The organism is Stenotrophomonas bentonitica, assembly GCF_013185915.1.
Lineage (GTDB): Bacteria > Pseudomonadota > Gammaproteobacteria > Xanthomonadales > Xanthomonadaceae > Stenotrophomonas > Stenotrophomonas bentonitica.
Window position 1 is genome coordinate 388,523 of sequence record NZ_JAAZUH010000003.1, and the last position, 16,012, is coordinate 404,534.

The 16,012-nt window shown below is 65.8% G+C and carries 18 protein-coding genes; 7 read left to right on the top strand and 11 right to left on the bottom strand.

Translation table 11 applies throughout. From position 1 onward, the window contains the following. Positions 1-90: 90 nt before the first annotated feature. Entirely contained in the window at positions 91-1,116 is a 1,026-nt protein-coding gene (gene tsaD / locus HGB51_RS17715) for a tRNA (adenosine(37)-N6)-threonylcarbamoyltransferase complex transferase subunit TsaD (protein ID WP_070208623.1), read from the bottom strand. A gap of 167 nt (positions 1,117-1,283) precedes the next feature. On the opposite strand from tsaD, the gene rpsU reads away from it, so the two are divergent. The 6 genes from rpsU to HGB51_RS17745 all read left to right on the top strand — a co-directional run bounded on the left by rpsU (position 1,284) and on the right by HGB51_RS17745 (position 6,488). Further along, positions 1,284-1,499, top strand: a complete 216-nt coding sequence (gene rpsU / locus HGB51_RS17720) for a 30S ribosomal protein S21 (protein ID WP_002808376.1) — start codon at positions 1,284-1,286, stop codon at positions 1,497-1,499. Between the two features lie 112 nt (positions 1,500-1,611). Then, on the top strand, positions 1,612-2,058 hold the full coding sequence (locus tag HGB51_RS17725) for a GatB/YqeY domain-containing protein (RefSeq protein WP_070208622.1): 447 nt from the start codon (positions 1,612-1,614) through the stop codon (positions 2,056-2,058). An 89-nt stretch (positions 2,059-2,147) separates the two neighbouring features. Then, positions 2,148-3,098 (top strand): YihY/virulence factor BrkB family protein, encoded by a 951-nt coding sequence (locus HGB51_RS17730; RefSeq protein WP_084739050.1) that lies wholly within the window; start codon positions 2,148-2,150, stop codon positions 3,096-3,098. 65 nt (positions 3,099-3,163) lie between these two features. Then, entirely contained in the window at positions 3,164-4,888 is a 1,725-nt protein-coding gene (dnaG, locus tag HGB51_RS17735) for a DNA primase (protein WP_070208621.1), read from the top strand. 75 nt (positions 4,889-4,963) lie between these two features. Further along, complete coding sequence (locus tag HGB51_RS17740; RefSeq protein WP_343034391.1) at positions 4,964-5,467, top strand: protein tyrosine phosphatase family protein; 504 nt, start codon at positions 4,964-4,966, stop codon at positions 5,465-5,467. Between the two features lie 52 nt (positions 5,468-5,519). Continuing rightward, the gene (locus HGB51_RS17745) at positions 5,520-6,488 is read left to right on the top strand and encodes a bile acid:sodium symporter family protein (RefSeq protein WP_070208620.1); all 969 of its coding nucleotides are present in this window, start codon (positions 5,520-5,522) and stop codon (positions 6,486-6,488) included. 88 nt (positions 6,489-6,576) lie between these two features. Here HGB51_RS17745 and HGB51_RS17750 read toward each other — a convergent pair whose 3' ends face one another. From HGB51_RS17750 to HGB51_RS17775, 6 genes are all read right to left on the bottom strand, one after another. Continuing rightward, complete coding sequence (locus HGB51_RS17750) at positions 6,577-7,305, bottom strand: hypothetical protein (RefSeq protein WP_141739184.1); 729 nt, start codon at positions 7,303-7,305, stop codon at positions 6,577-6,579. Positions 7,306-8,062: 757 nt separating this feature from the next. Beyond that, positions 8,063-8,887 (bottom strand): calcium-binding protein, encoded by an 825-nt coding sequence (locus HGB51_RS17755; RefSeq protein WP_070208618.1) that lies wholly within the window; start codon positions 8,885-8,887, stop codon positions 8,063-8,065. A 78-nt stretch (positions 8,888-8,965) separates the two neighbouring features. Then, positions 8,966-9,853 carry a heme o synthase gene (gene cyoE, locus HGB51_RS17760; RefSeq protein WP_171966913.1) on the bottom strand — a complete coding sequence of 296 codons (888 nt, stop codon included), beginning with the start codon at positions 9,851-9,853 and terminating at the stop codon, positions 8,966-8,968. Then, positions 9,850-11,052 (bottom strand): COX15/CtaA family protein, encoded by a 1,203-nt coding sequence (locus HGB51_RS17765; protein ID WP_070208842.1) that lies wholly within the window; start codon positions 11,050-11,052, stop codon positions 9,850-9,852. Before HGB51_RS17765 ends, cyoE begins: the two co-directional genes overlap by 4 nt. A 10-nt stretch (positions 11,053-11,062) precedes the next feature. Further along, a complete protein-coding gene (locus HGB51_RS17770; RefSeq protein ID WP_070208841.1) occupies positions 11,063-11,638 on the bottom strand; it encodes a hypothetical protein in 576 nt (191 codons plus the stop codon). A 61-nt stretch (positions 11,639-11,699) separates the two neighbouring features. Further along, positions 11,700-12,431, bottom strand: coding sequence for an SURF1 family protein (locus HGB51_RS17775; RefSeq protein WP_070208840.1), 732 nt, complete (start codon positions 12,429-12,431; stop codon positions 11,700-11,702). A gap of 57 nt (positions 12,432-12,488) precedes the next feature. On the opposite strand from HGB51_RS17775, the gene HGB51_RS17780 reads away from it, so the two are divergent. Further along, positions 12,489-12,707 carry a twin transmembrane helix small protein gene (locus HGB51_RS17780; RefSeq protein ID WP_070208839.1) on the top strand — a complete coding sequence of 73 codons (219 nt, stop codon included), beginning with the start codon at positions 12,489-12,491 and terminating at the stop codon, positions 12,705-12,707. Positions 12,708-12,716: 9 nt separating this feature from the next. Here HGB51_RS17780 and HGB51_RS17785 read toward each other — a convergent pair whose 3' ends face one another. The 4 genes from HGB51_RS17785 to ctaD are packed head-to-tail and all read right to left on the bottom strand — an operon-like array spanning position 12,717 to position 15,950. Next, positions 12,717-13,595, bottom strand: a complete 879-nt coding sequence (locus HGB51_RS17785; RefSeq protein WP_070208838.1) for a cytochrome c oxidase subunit 3 — start codon at positions 13,593-13,595, stop codon at positions 12,717-12,719. A 20-nt stretch (positions 13,596-13,615) separates the two neighbouring features. Continuing rightward, the gene (locus HGB51_RS17790) at positions 13,616-14,206 is read right to left on the bottom strand and encodes a cytochrome c oxidase assembly protein (protein ID WP_070208837.1); all 591 of its coding nucleotides are present in this window, start codon (positions 14,204-14,206) and stop codon (positions 13,616-13,618) included. Further along, positions 14,203-14,331, bottom strand: coding sequence for a hypothetical protein (locus HGB51_RS20420; protein WP_256123623.1), 129 nt, complete (start codon positions 14,329-14,331; stop codon positions 14,203-14,205). Before HGB51_RS20420 ends, HGB51_RS17790 begins: the two co-directional genes overlap by 4 nt. 8 nt (positions 14,332-14,339) lie before the next feature. Next, a complete protein-coding gene (gene ctaD, locus HGB51_RS17795) occupies positions 14,340-15,950 on the bottom strand; it encodes a cytochrome c oxidase subunit I (RefSeq protein WP_070208836.1) in 1,611 nt (536 codons plus the stop codon). Positions 15,951-16,012: the final 62 nt, after the last annotated feature.

A 16,012-nucleotide genomic window follows, 5' to 3' on the forward strand; every position in this document is an offset into this window, starting at 1 on the left:
GTCACTCCTCGTTCCCGACAGCATGAAGCGCGAGGCCGCCCAAATCTGCTGCATCCATCTCAGTATCAATGAAATCGATGGAACCGCAGTTCACACCGCCGGCAACGTCGCCATGTCCCAGCGCGGGGTGACCTGCACCTGCGGCGGGTTGTGCTGGCCGGCTTCCAGGCGCAGCGCGCCGGCGAAGGCGATCATGGCGCCGTTGTCGGTGCACAGCGAGGGGCGCGGGAAGCAGGCACGGCCGCCGCGGCGCTCGGCCATCTGCTGCAGCTTGGCGCGCAGGCGCTTGTTGGCGCCTACGCCGCCGGCCACCACGATGACGTCGGTTCCGGCCGCATCCAGCGCGCGGTCGCACTTGATCGCCAGGGTCTCCACCACCGCGTCTTCAAAGCCGCGCGCGATGTCGGCGCGGGTCTGCTCGCTCTGGTCGCTGTCGCGCCAGGCCAGCAGGACCTGGGTCTTCAGGCCGGAGAAGCTGAAATCCAGGCCGGGCCGGTCGGTCATCGGGCGGGTGAACTTAAACCTGCCCGGCGTGCCGCGTTCAGCCAGCGCCGCCAGTTGCGGGCCACCGGGGTACGGCAGGCCCATCAGCTTGGCGGTCTTGTCGAACGCCTCGCCCGCCGCATCGTCCAGGGTCTCGCCCAGCAGTCGGTACTGGCCGATGCGGTCCACCGCCACCAGCTGGGTATGCCCGCCGGAGACCAGCAGGGCCACGAACGGCGCCTGCGGCGGGTCATCTTCCATCAGCGGGGCCAGCAGGTGGCCTTCCATATGGTGGACGCCCACCGCCGGCACTTCCAGCGCCCAGGCCAGCGAACGGGCCACGCCCGCCCCCACCAGCAGCGCGCCGACCAGCCCGGGGCCGGCCGTATAGGCCACCCCGTCGATGTCGCCCACGCCCAGCCCGGCCTCGGCCAGGGTCTGGCGGATCAGCGGCAGCAGTTTGCGCACGTGGTCGCGGCTGGCCAGTTCAGGCACCACCCCGCCGTATTCGGCGTGCAGGGCGATCTGGCTGTAGACAGCATGGGCGCGCAGGGCGTCCGGGCCGGCCAGGGAGGTGTCGTACACCGCCACGCCGGTCTCATCGCAGGAAGATTCGATACCAAGGACTCGCATGCCTGCTATTATGGACCTCTTGAGGCCTTGGCAGACGTACCGCCAGCGCGCCCTTCACTACCCAAGGCCAGGAAGTTTGCCGGGGTGGGTTGCAAGTTCTTTTCTCGCCGCTATAATGTGCGGCTCTCACCGGGCGTGACCCGGTTCTACTGTGTCCCGGAGATTCCATGCCCAGCGTTAAAGTCCGCGAGAACGAGCCCTTCGAGTTTGCGCTCCGTCGCTTCAAGCGCACCTGCGAAAAGGCCGGCGTGCTGGCCGAAACCCGCAAGCGCGAGTTCTACGAAAAGCCGACCCAGGAGCGCAAGCGTAAGGCTGCTGCTGCTGTGAAGCGTCAGCTGCGCCGCTCGTCGCGCGACGTCACCAAGCGTCAGCGCCTGTACTGATCGGACGCACTTCGATGCGGCAGGCTGGTCCTGTCGCGGCGGAGCCGAAGCCGGAACGCGCAAGCGTTACCGGCTTTTTGCGTTTCCATACTTTCACCGAACGAGGTGTTCCATGAGCATGAAGCAGCAGCTCACCGACGACATGAAGGCCGCCATGAAGGCGGGCGAGAAGCACAAGCTGGGCGTCATCCGCCTGATCAACGCGGAGATCCAGCGTCGCGAAGTTGATGAGCGCATCACCCTGGACGACGCCGCCGTGATCGCCGTGCTGGACAAGATGGTCAAGCAGCGCAAGGACTCGATCACCCAGTACGACGCCGCCAACCGTGACGACCTGGCGCAGATCGAGCGCGATGAGCTGGTGGTGATCGAAGCGTACCTGCCGGCCAAGATGGGCGAAGCCGAGATCCAGGCCGCCGTCCAGGAAGCCGTGGCCGAAACCGGCGCCAGCGGCCCGGCCGACATGGGCAAGCTGATGGGCGCGCTGAAGCCGAAGCTGGCCGGCAAGGCCGACATGGGCCTGGTGTCGCAGCTGGTCAAGAAGCACTTCGCCGGCTGAGATGTGCGGAGGACACGACCCACGGTCGTGTCCTACCCGGCAGGCGCGTTTCACCCGGTCTTCGAACCGGGCCTGCTAGAAATCCAGGCATGTCTTCACTGCCACCCTCCCCTGCGCCCGAGCCCGCGCATGACCGTTCCAGCGTTCCGCCCCGCCTGCGCAAGTACGTGGACCGGCTTGAACGCAGCTTTCCGGTGGCGGTGGGCAAGCGCTTCGTCGATATCGACGTACTGACCCAGGCCGCCTCGGTCTCCTTCTACGCCCTGCTCTCGATGGCACCGCTGCTGGTGCTGCTGCTGTGGCTGACCGCCTCGCTGTACCCGCCCGCGCAGCAGGCGCTGATCGGCCAGATCAACGACGTGGCCGGCAGCAGTGCCGCGACAGTGGCCGACACCGTGCTCAAGAACGCCGACAACCAGCCCTCGATGGGCTCGCTGGCCGGGATGTGGAGCACCCTGCTGCTGTTCATCGGCGCCACCGCCGTGTTCGCCCAGCTGCAGAACGCGCTCAACCTGATCTTCAACACCAGCGGCGAGCGCCTGGACGGGATCGTGGCCTGGCTGCGCAAACGCGTGTTTTCCTTCGGCGTGGTGCTGGCGCTGGGCTTCCTGCTGATCCTGTCGATGACCGCCACCACGATGCTGCAGGTGGCTTTCGCGCAGCTGCCCTCGGTGCTGCCGGCGGTGGGCTACCTGACCAGCCTGGTGCTGTACACGGTGGGCTTCGCGTTCCTGTACCACTACCTGCCCGACCGCCGCGTGGCCTGGCGCCAGGCGTTCATTGGCGGCGCCATCACCTCGGCGCTGTTCGCGCTCGGGCGCTATGCGATCGGGCTGTACATCGCCACGGTGGCGCCGGGCAGCGCCTACGGCTCGATGGGCGCGCTGGTGATCTCGCTGGTGTGGATCTACTACGCCACGGTGGTGTTCTTCGTCGGTGCATTGATGACCGCGGTGATCGACGAACGCCTGCGGGCGCGCTTCCACCTGGCGGAAGCAGGCATCGAGCCACCGAAACCGGGCGAAGCCAGCGCCAGCTAGTAGACTAGCGAGGTCCCCCGCTACCGTGCGTGGCCGTTGCCGGCCGTGCCCCCAGCCTGCTGCCCATGGCCCGTATCCCCGACGCATTCATCGACGACCTGCTGGCCCGCTCCGACATCGTCGAAGTGGTGGGCAGCCGTGTGCCGTTGAAGCGCCAGGGCAAGGAGTACTCGGCGCGCTGCCCGTTCCATGACGAGCGCTCGGCGTCGTTCACGGTGTCCCCGACCAAGCAGTTCTATCACTGCTTCGGTTGTGGCGCGCACGGTACGGCGATCAGCTTCCTGATGAACTACGACCGCCTGGAGTTCCTCGACGCAGTCGATGAACTGGCCAAGCGCGTGGGCATGGAAGTGCCGCGCGAGACCCAGCAGCGTACCCAGCAACAGCAGGACGATGGCCGCGAACTGTACGCGGCGCTGGACGCAGCTACGCGCTTCTTCCAGAAGTCGCTGGAGGGCAGCGACAAGGCGCGCGCCTACCTGGACCAGCGCGGCGTGGACGAGGAGAACCGCACCCGGTTTGCGATTGGCTATGCGCCGGATGGCTACAGCGCGCTGAAGGATGCGCTGGGCAAGGACGAGCGGCGCATGAAGCTGCTCAACCGCGCCGGCCTGTTTTCCAAGAACGACCGCGGCCATGTCTACGACAAGTTCCGCGACCGGGTGATGTTCCCGATCTTCGACCGGCGTGGGCGCGTGATCGCCTACGGCGGCCGGGTCATGGAGAAGGACGACGGCCCGAAGTATCTGAACTCGCCGGAGACCGCGCTGTTCCACAAGGGCCGCGAGCTGTACGGCCTGTGGCAGGTGCGCCAGGCCAACCAGAAGATCGAGCGGCTGGTGGTGGTGGAAGGCTATATGGACGTGGTGTCGCTGTTCCAATTCGGGGTCACCCAGGCGGTGGCGACGCTGGGCACCGCGACCACGCCCGAACACGCCGAGCTGCTGTTCCGCAACGCGCCGGACGTGTTCTTCTGTTTCGACGGCGACGCCGCCGGCCGCCGCGCCGGCTGGCGCGCGCTGGAGTCGGTGCTGCCGCGCATGAAGGACGGCCGCCAGGCGTTCTTCCTGTTCCTGCCTGATGGCGAAGACCCCGACACCATCGTGCGCAAGGAAGGCAAGCAGGGGTTCGACGAGCGGTTGAAGCAGGCCACGCCGCTGTCGCAGTTCTTCTTCGACGAGCTCACCCGCGAGGTCAACATGGCCACGCTGGACGGCAAGGCGCGCCTGGCAGAGCGCGCGCGGCCGATGCTGGCGCAGATTCCCGACGGCGCGTTTGGCGACCTGATGAAGCAGCAGCTGACGACGCTGACCGGGTTGGGTGGTACCGCCACTGCGGCACCGGTCTCGCGTCCGCCGCCGCGCGCGGTGGCACCGACCCAACGCCGCAGCCTGGTGCGCGCGGCCATCGCGATCCTGCTGCAACAGCCTTCACTGGCGATGACGCTGGAAGGCCACCACTTCAGTGGGCTGCGCCTGCCGGGCGTGGAGCTGCTGATCGAGCTGCTCACCCTGGTGGAGCAGCGCCCGGACATCAGTACAGGCGCACTGCTGGAGCATTTCGAAGGCCGCGAAGAGCAGGATTCCCTGCACAAGCTGGCCGCGCAGACGCTTCCCGGTGACGAGGCGATGTGGAACCAAGAGCTTCACGATGCGGTGGCTCAGCTGGAAAAACAGCTGTTGCTGCAACGTCTTGAGGAGCTTCAGGCAAAGCAGCGGCAGCAGGGTCTGGACGATACTGACAAGTACGAACTGCGCGAGCTGTTGAAGGCGCGCGCAGCATTGCGCTGATTGGACGGAAAGGAGAGTGACGTGATGCGATGGTTGAAGCGCCCGGCTTTCCTGTTGGTTTGTATGGTGGGCATGGTGTCACCCGCTTCCGCCGTAGAGCGGGGCTCTGCCCCGCTGCCCGCACGACCCGAACTACCGGCGACCTCGCTCTCTAACGGCTTCCACCAACCGGACGAAGGCCTCTACACCGGCGGCCAACCAACCGCAGCGCAATTGCAGCAGGCCGCATCCGCAGGCATCACCACCGTCATCGACCTGCGCCAGCCCAATGAAGATCGCGGCTTCGACGAAGCCACGACCGCAGCAGGCCTCGGCCTGAACTACGTGCGCATCCCGGTCGCAGGCGCCGCCGGCCTCACCGCCGCAAACGTACAGGCCCTGCAGGCCGCACTGACCCGGTCCAACGGCCCGGTGCTCCTGCACTGCGCTTCCGGCAATCGCGTCGGCGCGCTGCTGGCGCTGCTCAAGCACCAGCAGGGTGCTTCCACCGAAGAGGCCCTGCAGTTCGGCCGCAGTGCCGGCATGACCTCGCTCGAAACCCAGACCCGCACCCTGCTCGAGCAGGACGACGCGCGTTGATTTCCATCGCGCATCACCCCGATTCGCCCAGCTCAACAGGAGCCTGCCCACCATGACCCGCTGGTGGTCGCGCCTGCGACCGGACAACTTCACCCTCGCGCTGCTCGGCACTGTACTGCTGGCGTCATTCCTGCCGATGCACGGCCCTGCCGCGATGGTGCTGGACGACGTGACCGACGTCGCCATCGCCGCACTGTTCTTCCTGCACGGTGCGCGCCTGCCGCGTGAATCCATCGTCGCCGGCCTGCTGCACTGGCGTTTGCACCTCACGATCCTGGCCTGCACCTTCGCGCTGTTCCCGCTGCTGGGGCTGGCATTCAAACCGCTGGATGGCTGGCTGCTCACGCCTGAGTTGTACATCGGCGTGCTGTTCCTGTGCGCGCTGCCGTCCACCGTGCAGTCGTCCATCGCATTCACTTCGCTTGCGCGCGGCAACGTGCCGGCGGCGGTGGTCAGTGCATCGCTGTCCAGCATCCTCGGCGTGTTCCTGACGCCCCTGCTGCTGACCGTACTGGCCGGCGCCCAAGGTGGCATGCACAACCCTGGCCAGGCCATCCTGAGCATCATGCTGCAGCTGCTGGTGCCATTCGTGGCCGGCCACCTGCTGCGCCCGTGGATTGCACGCTGGGTGGAGCGCCAGCGCGCGCTGCTGCGCTACACGGACCAGGGCACGATCCTGCTGGTGGTGTACTCGGCATTCGGCGAGGCCGTGAACGAAGGCTTGTGGAGCAAGACGCCAGTGCTGTCACTGCTGACCGTGGCGGTGGTGGCCGCCGTGCTGCTGGGCATCGCGATGCCGATCATTGCCTTCCTGTCCAAGCGCCTGGGCTTCAACCGCGAAGACCGCATCACCATCTTGTTCTGCGGCTCCAAGAAAAGCCTGGCCACCGGCGTACCAATGGCAAAGGTGTTGTTCGCCGGCGGCAGCCTCGGCGCCATCGTGCTGCCGATCATGATCTACCACCAGATCCAGTTGATTGTGTGCGCCGTGATTGCGCAGCGGTTTGCGCGGTCGCAGTGAGGCTCGGTCCGGTTCCGCCAGCGTCACTCAAGACCGCCCCTCTCGCAGCCTGACAGGACCGTCCCAATGGACGATCCTGCCGGATGCCTCAGTCCTTCACAGCAGCGGCAATCTGCTGCAACAGTACCGCCTTGCGCTCCACGTCGCCGTCGCCTGTAGCAATCAGCGTGTAGACCTTGTTCTCCCCGGCCCATGTCAGCGTCGCCCGACTGCGTCCCTGGTCATCAGAGACCTTCTCGAGCTTCGCGAGACTACCGTTCACGCGAGTGTTCTGCAGCTCGGCGATTACCTCGACACTGGCACCTGGAGTACGGAAGTTCTCTTCATTGAACTCAACAATTCCCGTTCCGTCCAAACGATAGAATCGAGTCAATCCGCTGGACTTCATTCCATCCAACGTGCCGCTTGGTTCCATGCCGATCATCTCTGCCGCACCGAGAATCGTAGCTTGCAGATCAGTTGGTGACGAAGGCAATCGGCTTCGAAGTTCAGCATTGGACCTGACGATCTTCGGCAATGATGAAATCAACTTGTCCTGTGAGGGGATCTCCCCGCTGGGCACCCGGCCAACCCCCGCTCGGTTTCGAACCATCTCTGCACGGAAGTGTTGTTTGACTTCCTCCGGCGCGTCCAACTCGGACAGTGAGACGACGCGATACGTACCCTCAGGCTCGACTGCGCGCAAACCAGGGCCGGCGTCCTCCAGCGCAGCACGCATGGTGCGCTCAGTAAGCCATTTGCCCACGGCGTCTGCTTCATCCTGAGCACCATGACCTTGGGCGCTGTACAGCAACCCAGTCATCAGAAGGGGAATCATTAGAGACTTCATCAAGTTCACCATTCGGTCAGATTGCAGTTGACTGCATAGGTGTGGCGAGTGTTCACCGCTCCTTGGAATATCCACGTGTGATACCCCTTTACGGTGATGCGCTCGTTATGAGACTGATCGCCTGCGCGAAATCTCCACGAGAACGCTCCGTTGTTCGGAGCACCTAAGACATGTCTCGGCCTCAGCTCACCTTGCGCGTGGTGAGTACTGGCCGCTGATCCCTGCATCCTCCTGAAAAGCGGTCGGTCATAGGTGATTGATTCATTGACGAAGAGCAGGCAATTGGCACGACTGATTGCCTTCATCGCCGCAGATGCTTCCGCACTCCCGAGTAGAGCAGCAGTCGTCAAGACTGCAGTCCCGATGCCTTTCATTGATTTCATTCAAGCTCCATTAAATTGCGCGAGCAGAATCTCGCGCAGTCCGTTCTACGGAGCTGTGGCTGACGAAAGTAAGCGCTGTGTCTCGTTGCAGGCCGGACGATCTTTTCCCCACCTATTGGCGCGGGCGTTCCTTACAAGGAACCATGCCTAAAGCGCCATCCATACGAGCGGCCGCCGACAGGGTCGCTTCCCAAACGACCGCCGATAACGGTGATTGGCAGATGGTGAGCGCGGACTTATCGAAGTCGGCGTTTCGACGTTACCCCGGCAAAGGTCATGCCCTACCGCGCCGATCATTTCTACGTGCGGTCGTTCGGGAAGCGACCCTACCAATGCATCGCGCACCCAGGGTCTCTTCAGCGTTACGGGTCAGTCAGCGTGCCCACGCTCAACTCCGGCAGACGCACCCACGCGTCGTAGGATCGTTCCGTTTCCGTTTCGACGATCGGTTCCTGCGCCGGCACTTCGCGTAGCGTGAGCGCGCGGCAAGGCTTCATGCAGCCCCAGGATTGGCCGCGCAGCGCCTCCACGCGCACGCTGTACAGCGGCAGATCCAGCAGGTACGACGCCATGGTGCGGTGCTTCATTTCCGGCGGCGCATCCGCAAAGGGGTGGCGCATCGCGTGCACGTTGCCGGTGAGGACCAGCATGCGCGTTTCGGCCGGGAGCGCATTGAACTGCTGCCGCAGGTGCGTGGCCATCGCTGCGTCGCGGTCCACATCACTGTCGTACGCGCTGATTTCAATGTCGTAGCCAGCCACACCGACATCGCGCCCCTCCGCGCGCAGCGCGCGCAGGGCTTCGATCAGTGCGAGCATGTCGCGGCTGCGGCGTCCGTCATGCTGGTCGTCCTTCACCTGCCAGAACGGCTGGGTGCGCAGCGCTTCCCGCGCATCTGCATCTCCGTTGGAGCGCAGGTACCGCGCCAGGGCGGCGTTCTCGCTCATCGGCAGCTCCAACCCGAGCCGTACCGGCGCGTTGTCGCGGCTGTAGCGCTCCATCAGGTCGGCTACCAGCAGCGGCGTTTCAGCAGTGCCGTGGAACTCACCCAGCACCACCAGGCGGTGGTCGCCCGCCAGTGTCTTGATCTGGGTGGCGGTGCCCTCCACGCCCGTTGCGGGCGCGGCAAAGGCGCTGCCGTACATCATTGAAGCCACCATCGCAGCCATCCAGAGCCATCGCTTCATGCCGTCACGTCCTGTCGGGGTCATGAAAGCAATGGCGGCGCGATTGCCGGATTCAAGTCCGGGCGCGTGCGATGGCGATCACAGGAACGGCAGCATCCAGTGGTCCACCATCAGGAACGCGAACAGCGCCATCAGGTAGACGATGGAGTAGCCGAACATCTTCATCGAGAACAGCTCATCCGGCGGATTGAGCATGCGCCAGCCGTACCAGAGGAACACGGCGTTCAACACCACCGCGCCGCCCAGGTAGAACAGGCCGCTCATGCCGACCACGGTAGGCAGGATGCTGACGATGGCCAGCGCGATGGAGTACGCCATGATCGACTTGCGGGTGTACGCCACGCCGTGGGTTACCGGCAGCATCGGGATCTTGGCCTTGGCGTAATCTTCGCGGCGGAAGATCGCCAGCGCCCAGAAATGCGGCGGGGTCCAGATGAAGATGATCAGCACCAACAGCGAGGCGTAGGCCCAGTCCATCGGGCCCTGCATGCCGGTGATGGCCGCCCAGCCCAGCAGCGGCGGGGTGGCACCGGCGAGGCCGCCGATCACGATGTTCTGCGAGGTCGCTCGCTTGAGGTACACGGTGTAGATCACGGCGTAGCCGATCAGCGAGGCGAAGGTCAGCACGGCGGTGATGACGTTGACCCAGAGCACCAGGATGGTCATCGACAGCACGATCAGCGCGCCGGCGAACACCAGCACCTGCCACGGCTTCACCTTGCCCACCACCAGCGGCCGCCACGAGGTACGCGCCATCTGCGCGTCGATCTGTGCGTCCAGCAGCTGGTTGATCGCCGCTGCTGCCGAGGCGGCCAGCCAGATGCCAAGGAAGCCGAGCGCGCCACGAACCGCCTGCTCGGCGGTAGGCAGGGTGGGAATGGCGAGGAACATGCCCACCAACGCGGTGAACACGATCAGTGCCACCACCTTGGGCTTGGTGAGGTCCCAGTACTGCCGAACACTCACGGCGTCACTCCAGACACGTCATCTTCATCGGCCACGTCGGCGGGCGCTCGCAGGCGCGCGAGCAGCGTGACCAGCACGAACAGCAGCGCCACGGCGCCACCGCTGTGCGCCACCGCCACTTCCAGCGGCACGGCCAGCTTGACGTTGAGGATGCCCAGGGTGATCTGCAGCACTACCAGCAGGCCCAGCGCGCTGGCCCAGCCGCGCATGCTCGGCAGGCGGTACAGGCGCACCGCCAGCCACAGCAGGTAGACCGCGACCACCACGGCGAACATGCGGTGCGCCATCTGGATCGCGATGCGCGAAGCGCCATCCAGCACGCCCCCTTCGTAGTCCACGCCGATGCCACGCCACAGGGTGAAGCCTTCCTTGAAGTCGTGCGGCGGCCACCACTGGCTTACGCAGCGCGGGAAGTTGTCGAGCGAGGCGCTGCCGCCGCCACAGGCCAGTGCCGCGTAGTTGGCGCTGACCCAGCCGCCGAGCGCGATCTGCAGGACCAGCACGGCCACGCCGGCGCGCAGCAGCCATTTCAGCTTCGGCGCTTCGACCAGGGTGATCGGCATGTGCGTGGCGCGCCACGCCATCCACACCAGCAGCCCGAACATCAGCATGCCGCCGAGCAGGTGGCCCATCACCACGATCGGCTTGAGCAGCAGGGTGACCGTCCACATGCCCAGCAGCGCCTGGAAGATCACCACCGCCAGCGTAAGCAGCGCAGCGCGCGCCAGGTCGATGTTGTTCCAGCGCAAGGCGGCGATCAGCAGGATCACTTCGCCAGTAATGGCGAGGACGCTGGCCGCTACGTGCCATCCCATCATGTAGAGCGGTATGCCGGTGGCCACCAGCACGCACGCAGTGACCACCGCCGTGGTGCCCCAGTTGCGCCGACGTACCGCCAGCAGCGCCAGGGTGAGGATCTCGATGCCCAGCGCGCCGGCCAGGAAGCGGTGCACCTGCTCGCGCCAGGCCTTGTGGGTTTCCAGCGGGCGGATCTTGGCCGCTTCGTGGCCAACCACTTCCGCAGCATGCTGCGGCCAGGTCACGCGGCCATAGCAGGTCGGCCAGTCCGGGCAGCTCAGGCCGGCATCGGACAGGCGCACGAACGAACCGAACATGATCGTGCTGGCCGTCATGATCAGGGCGAACCACGCCAGACGGTGGAAATTGCGATGCAGCGCCGGGCGCGCGGTGGGGTTCATCAAACGGAACTCACTTCAGTTTCAACAGCGTGGCCAGGTCCTTGCGTAGACCGGCCAGTTCGAATCCCGGCGCGTACCGCATGATCACGAACCCGTTCGGGTCGATCACATACACAGGGGTGCCGGCGGCGTCATCCACGGCGGGCAAGGCGGCACGCAGGGGCGGCTGGGGCGCCAGCACGCGCAGGGCGGGCAGGCCCTGGACCTCGGCCGGCGGCGTACCCAGCCACAGGATCTCGACATTATCGGCCCTATGGCCGAACAGCTGCCACACCTTGCCCAATCCCTGCGACAAAGTGACGCACTCGGCTGCACAGCCCGGTGCGGGCGCGACCAGGATGCGCCACACGTGCGCGTCGGGGTTCCACGGGTAGGGTTCGCCGTTGGCGAGGGTCGGCGGCAGCGCGCGTGCGTCCACCGGCGGCTGCAGCATCTGGCCGGTGTTGCGGTGGTCGGCCGGCTGCCAGCCAGAGAAGCGCAGCACGCCGGCCAGCGCCATCGCGCCGAAGAACAGGCCGAACAGCGCGACCAGGGTCCAGCGACCACGGTTGCGGGCCTTGAGCTGTTCCGGGGTGATGGCATTCATGGGCGGGATTTTCTCATGTAAGCGGCGGGTGTGCGGAAAAGCGGCCGGGCAGAGCCCGGCGCTACGGCGGGGACGGTGTGCAGGGACGTCGGCGGCGCCATTCGAGCACCAGCGCCACGACCAGCACGGTCAGGGCCAGGCCGAACCACTGCACGGCGTAGCCGAGGTGGCGGCTGGGCGGCAGGGTGTTGGGCAGCAGTTCGAGGTCGCGGGCGTAGCCGCCGGGCAGCGCCGGATCCAGGCGCAGCACGGCGCTGCGCAGGCTGGCGGGCGGCAGGCCCAGCGCGGCAGCTACATCCGCAGGCGGCATGCGGTTGGCCAGCCACACGGCGGGCTGCGAGGCCGGGGTCAGCGCCGGGCCCAGTGCAAGCCCGGTGGCCGGGGGCGGAGCGAGCAGGCCGGCGATGCGGACTTCGCCTTCGCGCGGAACCACGGTCGGCAGTTGGCGGTTGGGCGGCATCGGCAGCCAGCCCAGGTCGACCAGCACGACTGCGCCGCCGTCGCTGCGGAACGGCTGGTAGAGCTTGATGCCGGCGCGCCCGGCGCGGGTCTGGTTGTCCAGCAGCACGGTACCCGGCAGGAAACGCCCGTGGTCGTCGACCCAGCGCAGCTGCGGCGGTGCGGCCTGGGCGTCGGCCAGGCTCAGGGTCTGCGCGCGGGCCGGCACCTGCTGGTCCAGCAGGGCCTGCTTTTCATGCATGCGGTGCAGCTGCCAAAGGCCCAGCTGGGAGAAACCGATGATGACCAGCACGGCGGCCACCCAGCCGATCAGGCGTGTGTGCTTGCGCATCATGACAACGCCGTCGAAACGCGGTCAGATAGGCGTACCCGCCCTGCCCTTGAGCCGCGCATGAATGATTCGTTGAAGACCCTGCTGGTAATCGCGTTTCTGATCGTCATCGTCTGGAATCTGGGCGCCGGTCTGTACTACCTGCTGGTCGACCGCGGCCAGACCAAGCGCACCGTCAATGCGCTCACCCGGCGCATCGCGGTGTCGGTGGCGCTGATTGCACTGGTGGCGATCGGCATCTACACCGGCTGGATCAAACCCCACGGCATCGGTGGTTGAGCCCCGGCGCTACAGCACGTAGACGAACAGGAACAGCATCAGCCACACCACGTCGACGAAGTGCCAGTACCACGCGGCGGCTTCGAAGCCGAAGTGGTTGTCGCGGGTGAAATGGCCCTTGGCCGCGCGCAGCCACATCACGATCAGCATGATGGTGCCCAGCAGCACGTGCGCGCCGTGGAAGCCGGTGAGCATGAAGAAGGTGGAGCCGTAGATGCCCGAACCCAGCGTGAGGTTCAGTTCCTTGTAGGCGTGGATGTATTCCTCAGCCTGCAGGGTGAGGAAGAACGCGCCGAGCAGCACGGTGATGCCCAGCCACACCAGCAACTGGCGGCGGTGGCCGGCCTTCAATGCATGGTGGGCGATGGTCAGGGTGACGCCGGAGGTCAGCAGGATCAGCGTGTTGATCAGCGGCAGGCCCCAGGCCGGAATGGTCTGGAAGTGGCCGCCGATGCTGCCCGGGCCGTTGGTCGGCCAGGCGGCGGAATAGCCGTCCCAGAGCAGTTCGTTGGTCATCACCCCGTCGCCCTCGCCGCCCAGCCACGGCAGGCCCAGGTTGCGGGTGTAGAACAGCGCGCCGAAGAAGGCACCGAAGAACATCACTTCGGAGAAGATGAACCACACCATGCCCATCCGGAACGAGCCGTCGACCTGGTGGTTGTAATGGCCGGCCTGCGATTCGCGCACCACGTCGCTGAACCACCAGAACAGGGTCAGCACCAGCATCGCGATGCCGGCGTAGAAGGTCCACTTGCCCCAGCCGGCGTCATTGAGCCAGCTGGCCACGCCGACCATGGTCACCATCATCGCGATGGAACCGATGAAGGGCCACTTGCTGTGCGTGGGGACGAAATACACGTTGGCGTCGGGACTATGCTGGGCGGCCATATGCGGTATCCGGGTACGTATCAGGGTGCCGAGCGCGCGGTGGCCGGCGGGGTCGCCGTGGCCAGCTGCGACGACAGCGCGTCGTTCTTGTAGAACGTGTACGACAGGGTGATGGTCTTGATGTTGGCCGGCAGGTCCGGGTCGACGATGAAACGCACCGGCATGTCGCGTTTCTCGCCGGCCACCAGGGTCTGCGCGGTGAAGCAGAAGCATTCTGTCTTGCTGAAGTAGCCCGAGGCCTTGGCCGGGGCCACCGACGGCACCGCGCTGCCCACCAGTGCGTGGTCGCTGTCGTTGCGGGCGTAGTACAGCGCTTCGTTGAGCTCGCCGGGCACCACGTCCATGCTCAGCTGCTCGGGGTGGAACGCCCAGGGCAGCTTCGAATTGACGCCGCCGTCGAACTCCACCCGCACGGTGCGCTTTGCCGCCGCCGGCCCACCCGCCGCCTGCGCGCCGGGTCCGCGTTCCAGGCGCACGCCGAACACCTTTTCGCAGGCGATGCGGTACAGCGGCACCAGCGAGAAGGTCAGCACGAACACCGCCACCGCCACCCCGATCAGGCGCGGCAGCCCGGCGCTCGGCGCGGGCGTGGCGGGGCGCGGGTCGTTCATCGGCCGAGCACCCCGGTCAGGATGAAGCCGACATACACGGCGATGGCCACCGCGCCCACCCACAGCGCGGTGCGCCGCGCACGTTGGCGGCGAACGGCCAGATCCTGTTGTTGCGCATCATGCATGGCGCACCTCAGTGAGTGATGTCGTCGTGGGCCAGGTCGCCCGGACGGATGACCGGCGGCACGGTGAAGGTATGCGCCGGAGCCGGTGAAGGAATGGTCCACTCCAGCCCGCGCGCGCCTTCCCAGGAGCGGTCGGCGGCCTTTTCACCGTTGCGCAGCGAGGCGATCAGGATCGCGGCCATCATGAACGGGGTGACGAACATGCCGAACGCACCGATCGAGCTGATCAGGTTCCAGTCGGCGAACGCCACGCTGTAATCGGGAATACGGCGCGGCATGCCGGCCAGGCCGAGGAAGTGCTGCGGGAAAAACAGCAGGTTCACGAAGATGATCGACCACCAGAAATGGACCTTGGCCCAGAACTCGCTGTACATGCGCCCGGTCCACTTCGGCCACCAGTAGTACACCGCGCCGATCAGCGCGAATACCGCACCGGTGACCAGCACGTAGTGGAAGTGCGCCACCACGAAGTAGGTGTCGTGGTACTGGAAGTCGGCCACCACGATGGCCAGCATCAGGCCGGAGAAGCCGCCGATGGTGAACAGGATGACGAACGCCACCGCCCACAGCATCGGGGCTTCGAAGGTGAGCGAGCCGCGCCACATGGTGCTCACCCAGTTGAACACCTTCACCCCGGTCGGGATGGAGATCAGCATGGTGGCGAACATGAAGTAGATTTCGCCGCCCAGGGGCATGCCCACGGTGAACATGTGGTGGGCCCAGACGATGAACGACAGGAACGCGATCGCGGCGATCGCGTAGACCATGGCCTGGTAACCGAACAGCGGCTTGCGGCTGAAGGTGGGGATGATTTCACTGACCACGCCGAACGCCGGCAGGATCATGATGTACACCTCCGGGTGGCCGAAGAACCAGAAGATGTGCTGGAACATCACCGGGTCGCCACCACCGGCGGCATTGAAGAAGCTGGTGCCGAAGAACTTGTCGGTGAGCAGCATGGTCACCGCACCGGCCAGCACCGGCATCACCGCGATCAGCAGGAACGCGGTGATCAGCCAGGACCAGCAGAAGATCGGCATCTTCAGCAGGTCGATGCCGGGCGCGCGCATGTTGAGCACGGTGGCGATGATGTTGATCGCGCCCATGATCGAGCTGATGCCGGCCACGTGGATGGCGAACACGGTGAAGGCCACGTTGTAGCCGCCCTGCAGCGACAGCGGCGGGTACAGGGTCCAGCCACCGGCCGGCGCACCACCGGGCAGCAGGAAGGTGAGCAGCAGCAGGCTGAAGGCCACCGGCAGCAGCCAGAACGACCAGTTGTTCATGCGCGGCAGCGCCATGTCCGGCGCGCCGACCTGCAGCGGGATCATCCAGTTGGCCAGGCCGACGAAGGCCGGCATGACGCCACCGAAGATCATCACCAGCGCATGCACGGTGGTGAGCTGGTTGAAGGTTTCCGGCTTCACGAACTGCAGGCCGGGCTGCATCAGCTCGGCGCGGATGATCACGCTCATCGCCGCGCCGATGATGAACATGATGAAGCTGAAGAGCAGGTACAGCGTGCCGATGTCCTTGTGGTTGGTCGAGAAGAACCAACGCTCGAAGAACGACTGCTGATGTCCGTGATGCCCGTCGTGATCAACTGCGGTATGCGCCATCGCAACTACACCTCATTGGTTCCGCTGGTAGCCGTGCGCGCCGTGCGGCGCGCGCGGTTCGA

What these genes read in the sequence shown, in the direction of transcription:
- HGB51_RS17750 (WP_141739184.1), bottom strand. Translation starts at nt 7,305, where the DNA reads ATGATTCCCCTTCTGATGACTGGGTTGCTGTACAGCGCCCAAGGTCAT.
- HGB51_RS17780 (WP_070208839.1), top strand. Translation starts at nt 12,489, where the DNA reads ATGAATGATTCGTTGAAGACCCTGCTGGTAATCGCGTTTCTGATCGTC.
- HGB51_RS17790 (WP_070208837.1), bottom strand. Translation starts at nt 14,206, where the DNA reads ATGAACGACCCGCGCCCCGCCACGCCCGCGCCGAGCGCCGGGCTGCCG.
- HGB51_RS17765 (WP_070208842.1), bottom strand. Translation starts at nt 11,052, where the DNA reads ATGAACCCCACCGCGCGCCCGGCGCTGCATCGCAATTTCCACCGTCTG.
- HGB51_RS17725 (WP_070208622.1), top strand. Translation starts at nt 1,612, where the DNA reads ATGAGCATGAAGCAGCAGCTCACCGACGACATGAAGGCCGCCATGAAG.
- HGB51_RS17775 (WP_070208840.1), bottom strand. Translation starts at nt 12,431, where the DNA reads ATGATGCGCAAGCACACACGCCTGATCGGCTGGGTGGCCGCCGTGCTG.
- dnaG (WP_070208621.1), top strand. Translation starts at nt 3,164, where the DNA reads ATGGCCCGTATCCCCGACGCATTCATCGACGACCTGCTGGCCCGCTCC.
- HGB51_RS17785 (WP_070208838.1), bottom strand. Translation starts at nt 13,595, where the DNA reads ATGGCCGCCCAGCATAGTCCCGACGCCAACGTGTATTTCGTCCCCACG.
- HGB51_RS20420 (WP_256123623.1), bottom strand. Translation starts at nt 14,331, where the DNA reads ATGCATGATGCGCAACAACAGGATCTGGCCGTTCGCCGCCAACGTGCG.
- HGB51_RS17745 (WP_070208620.1), top strand. Translation starts at nt 5,520, where the DNA reads ATGACCCGCTGGTGGTCGCGCCTGCGACCGGACAACTTCACCCTCGCG.
- HGB51_RS17730 (WP_084739050.1), top strand. Translation starts at nt 2,148, where the DNA reads ATGTCTTCACTGCCACCCTCCCCTGCGCCCGAGCCCGCGCATGACCGT.
- HGB51_RS17755 (WP_070208618.1), bottom strand. Translation starts at nt 8,887, where the DNA reads ATGAAGCGATGGCTCTGGATGGCTGCGATGGTGGCTTCAATGATGTAC.
- ctaD (WP_070208836.1), bottom strand. Translation starts at nt 15,950, where the DNA reads ATGGCGCATACCGCAGTTGATCACGACGGGCATCACGGACATCAGCAG.
- HGB51_RS17770 (WP_070208841.1), bottom strand. Translation starts at nt 11,638, where the DNA reads ATGAATGCCATCACCCCGGAACAGCTCAAGGCCCGCAACCGTGGTCGC.
- rpsU (WP_002808376.1), top strand. Translation starts at nt 1,284, where the DNA reads ATGCCCAGCGTTAAAGTCCGCGAGAACGAGCCCTTCGAGTTTGCGCTC.
- tsaD (WP_070208623.1), bottom strand. Translation starts at nt 1,116, where the DNA reads ATGCGAGTCCTTGGTATCGAATCTTCCTGCGATGAGACCGGCGTGGCG.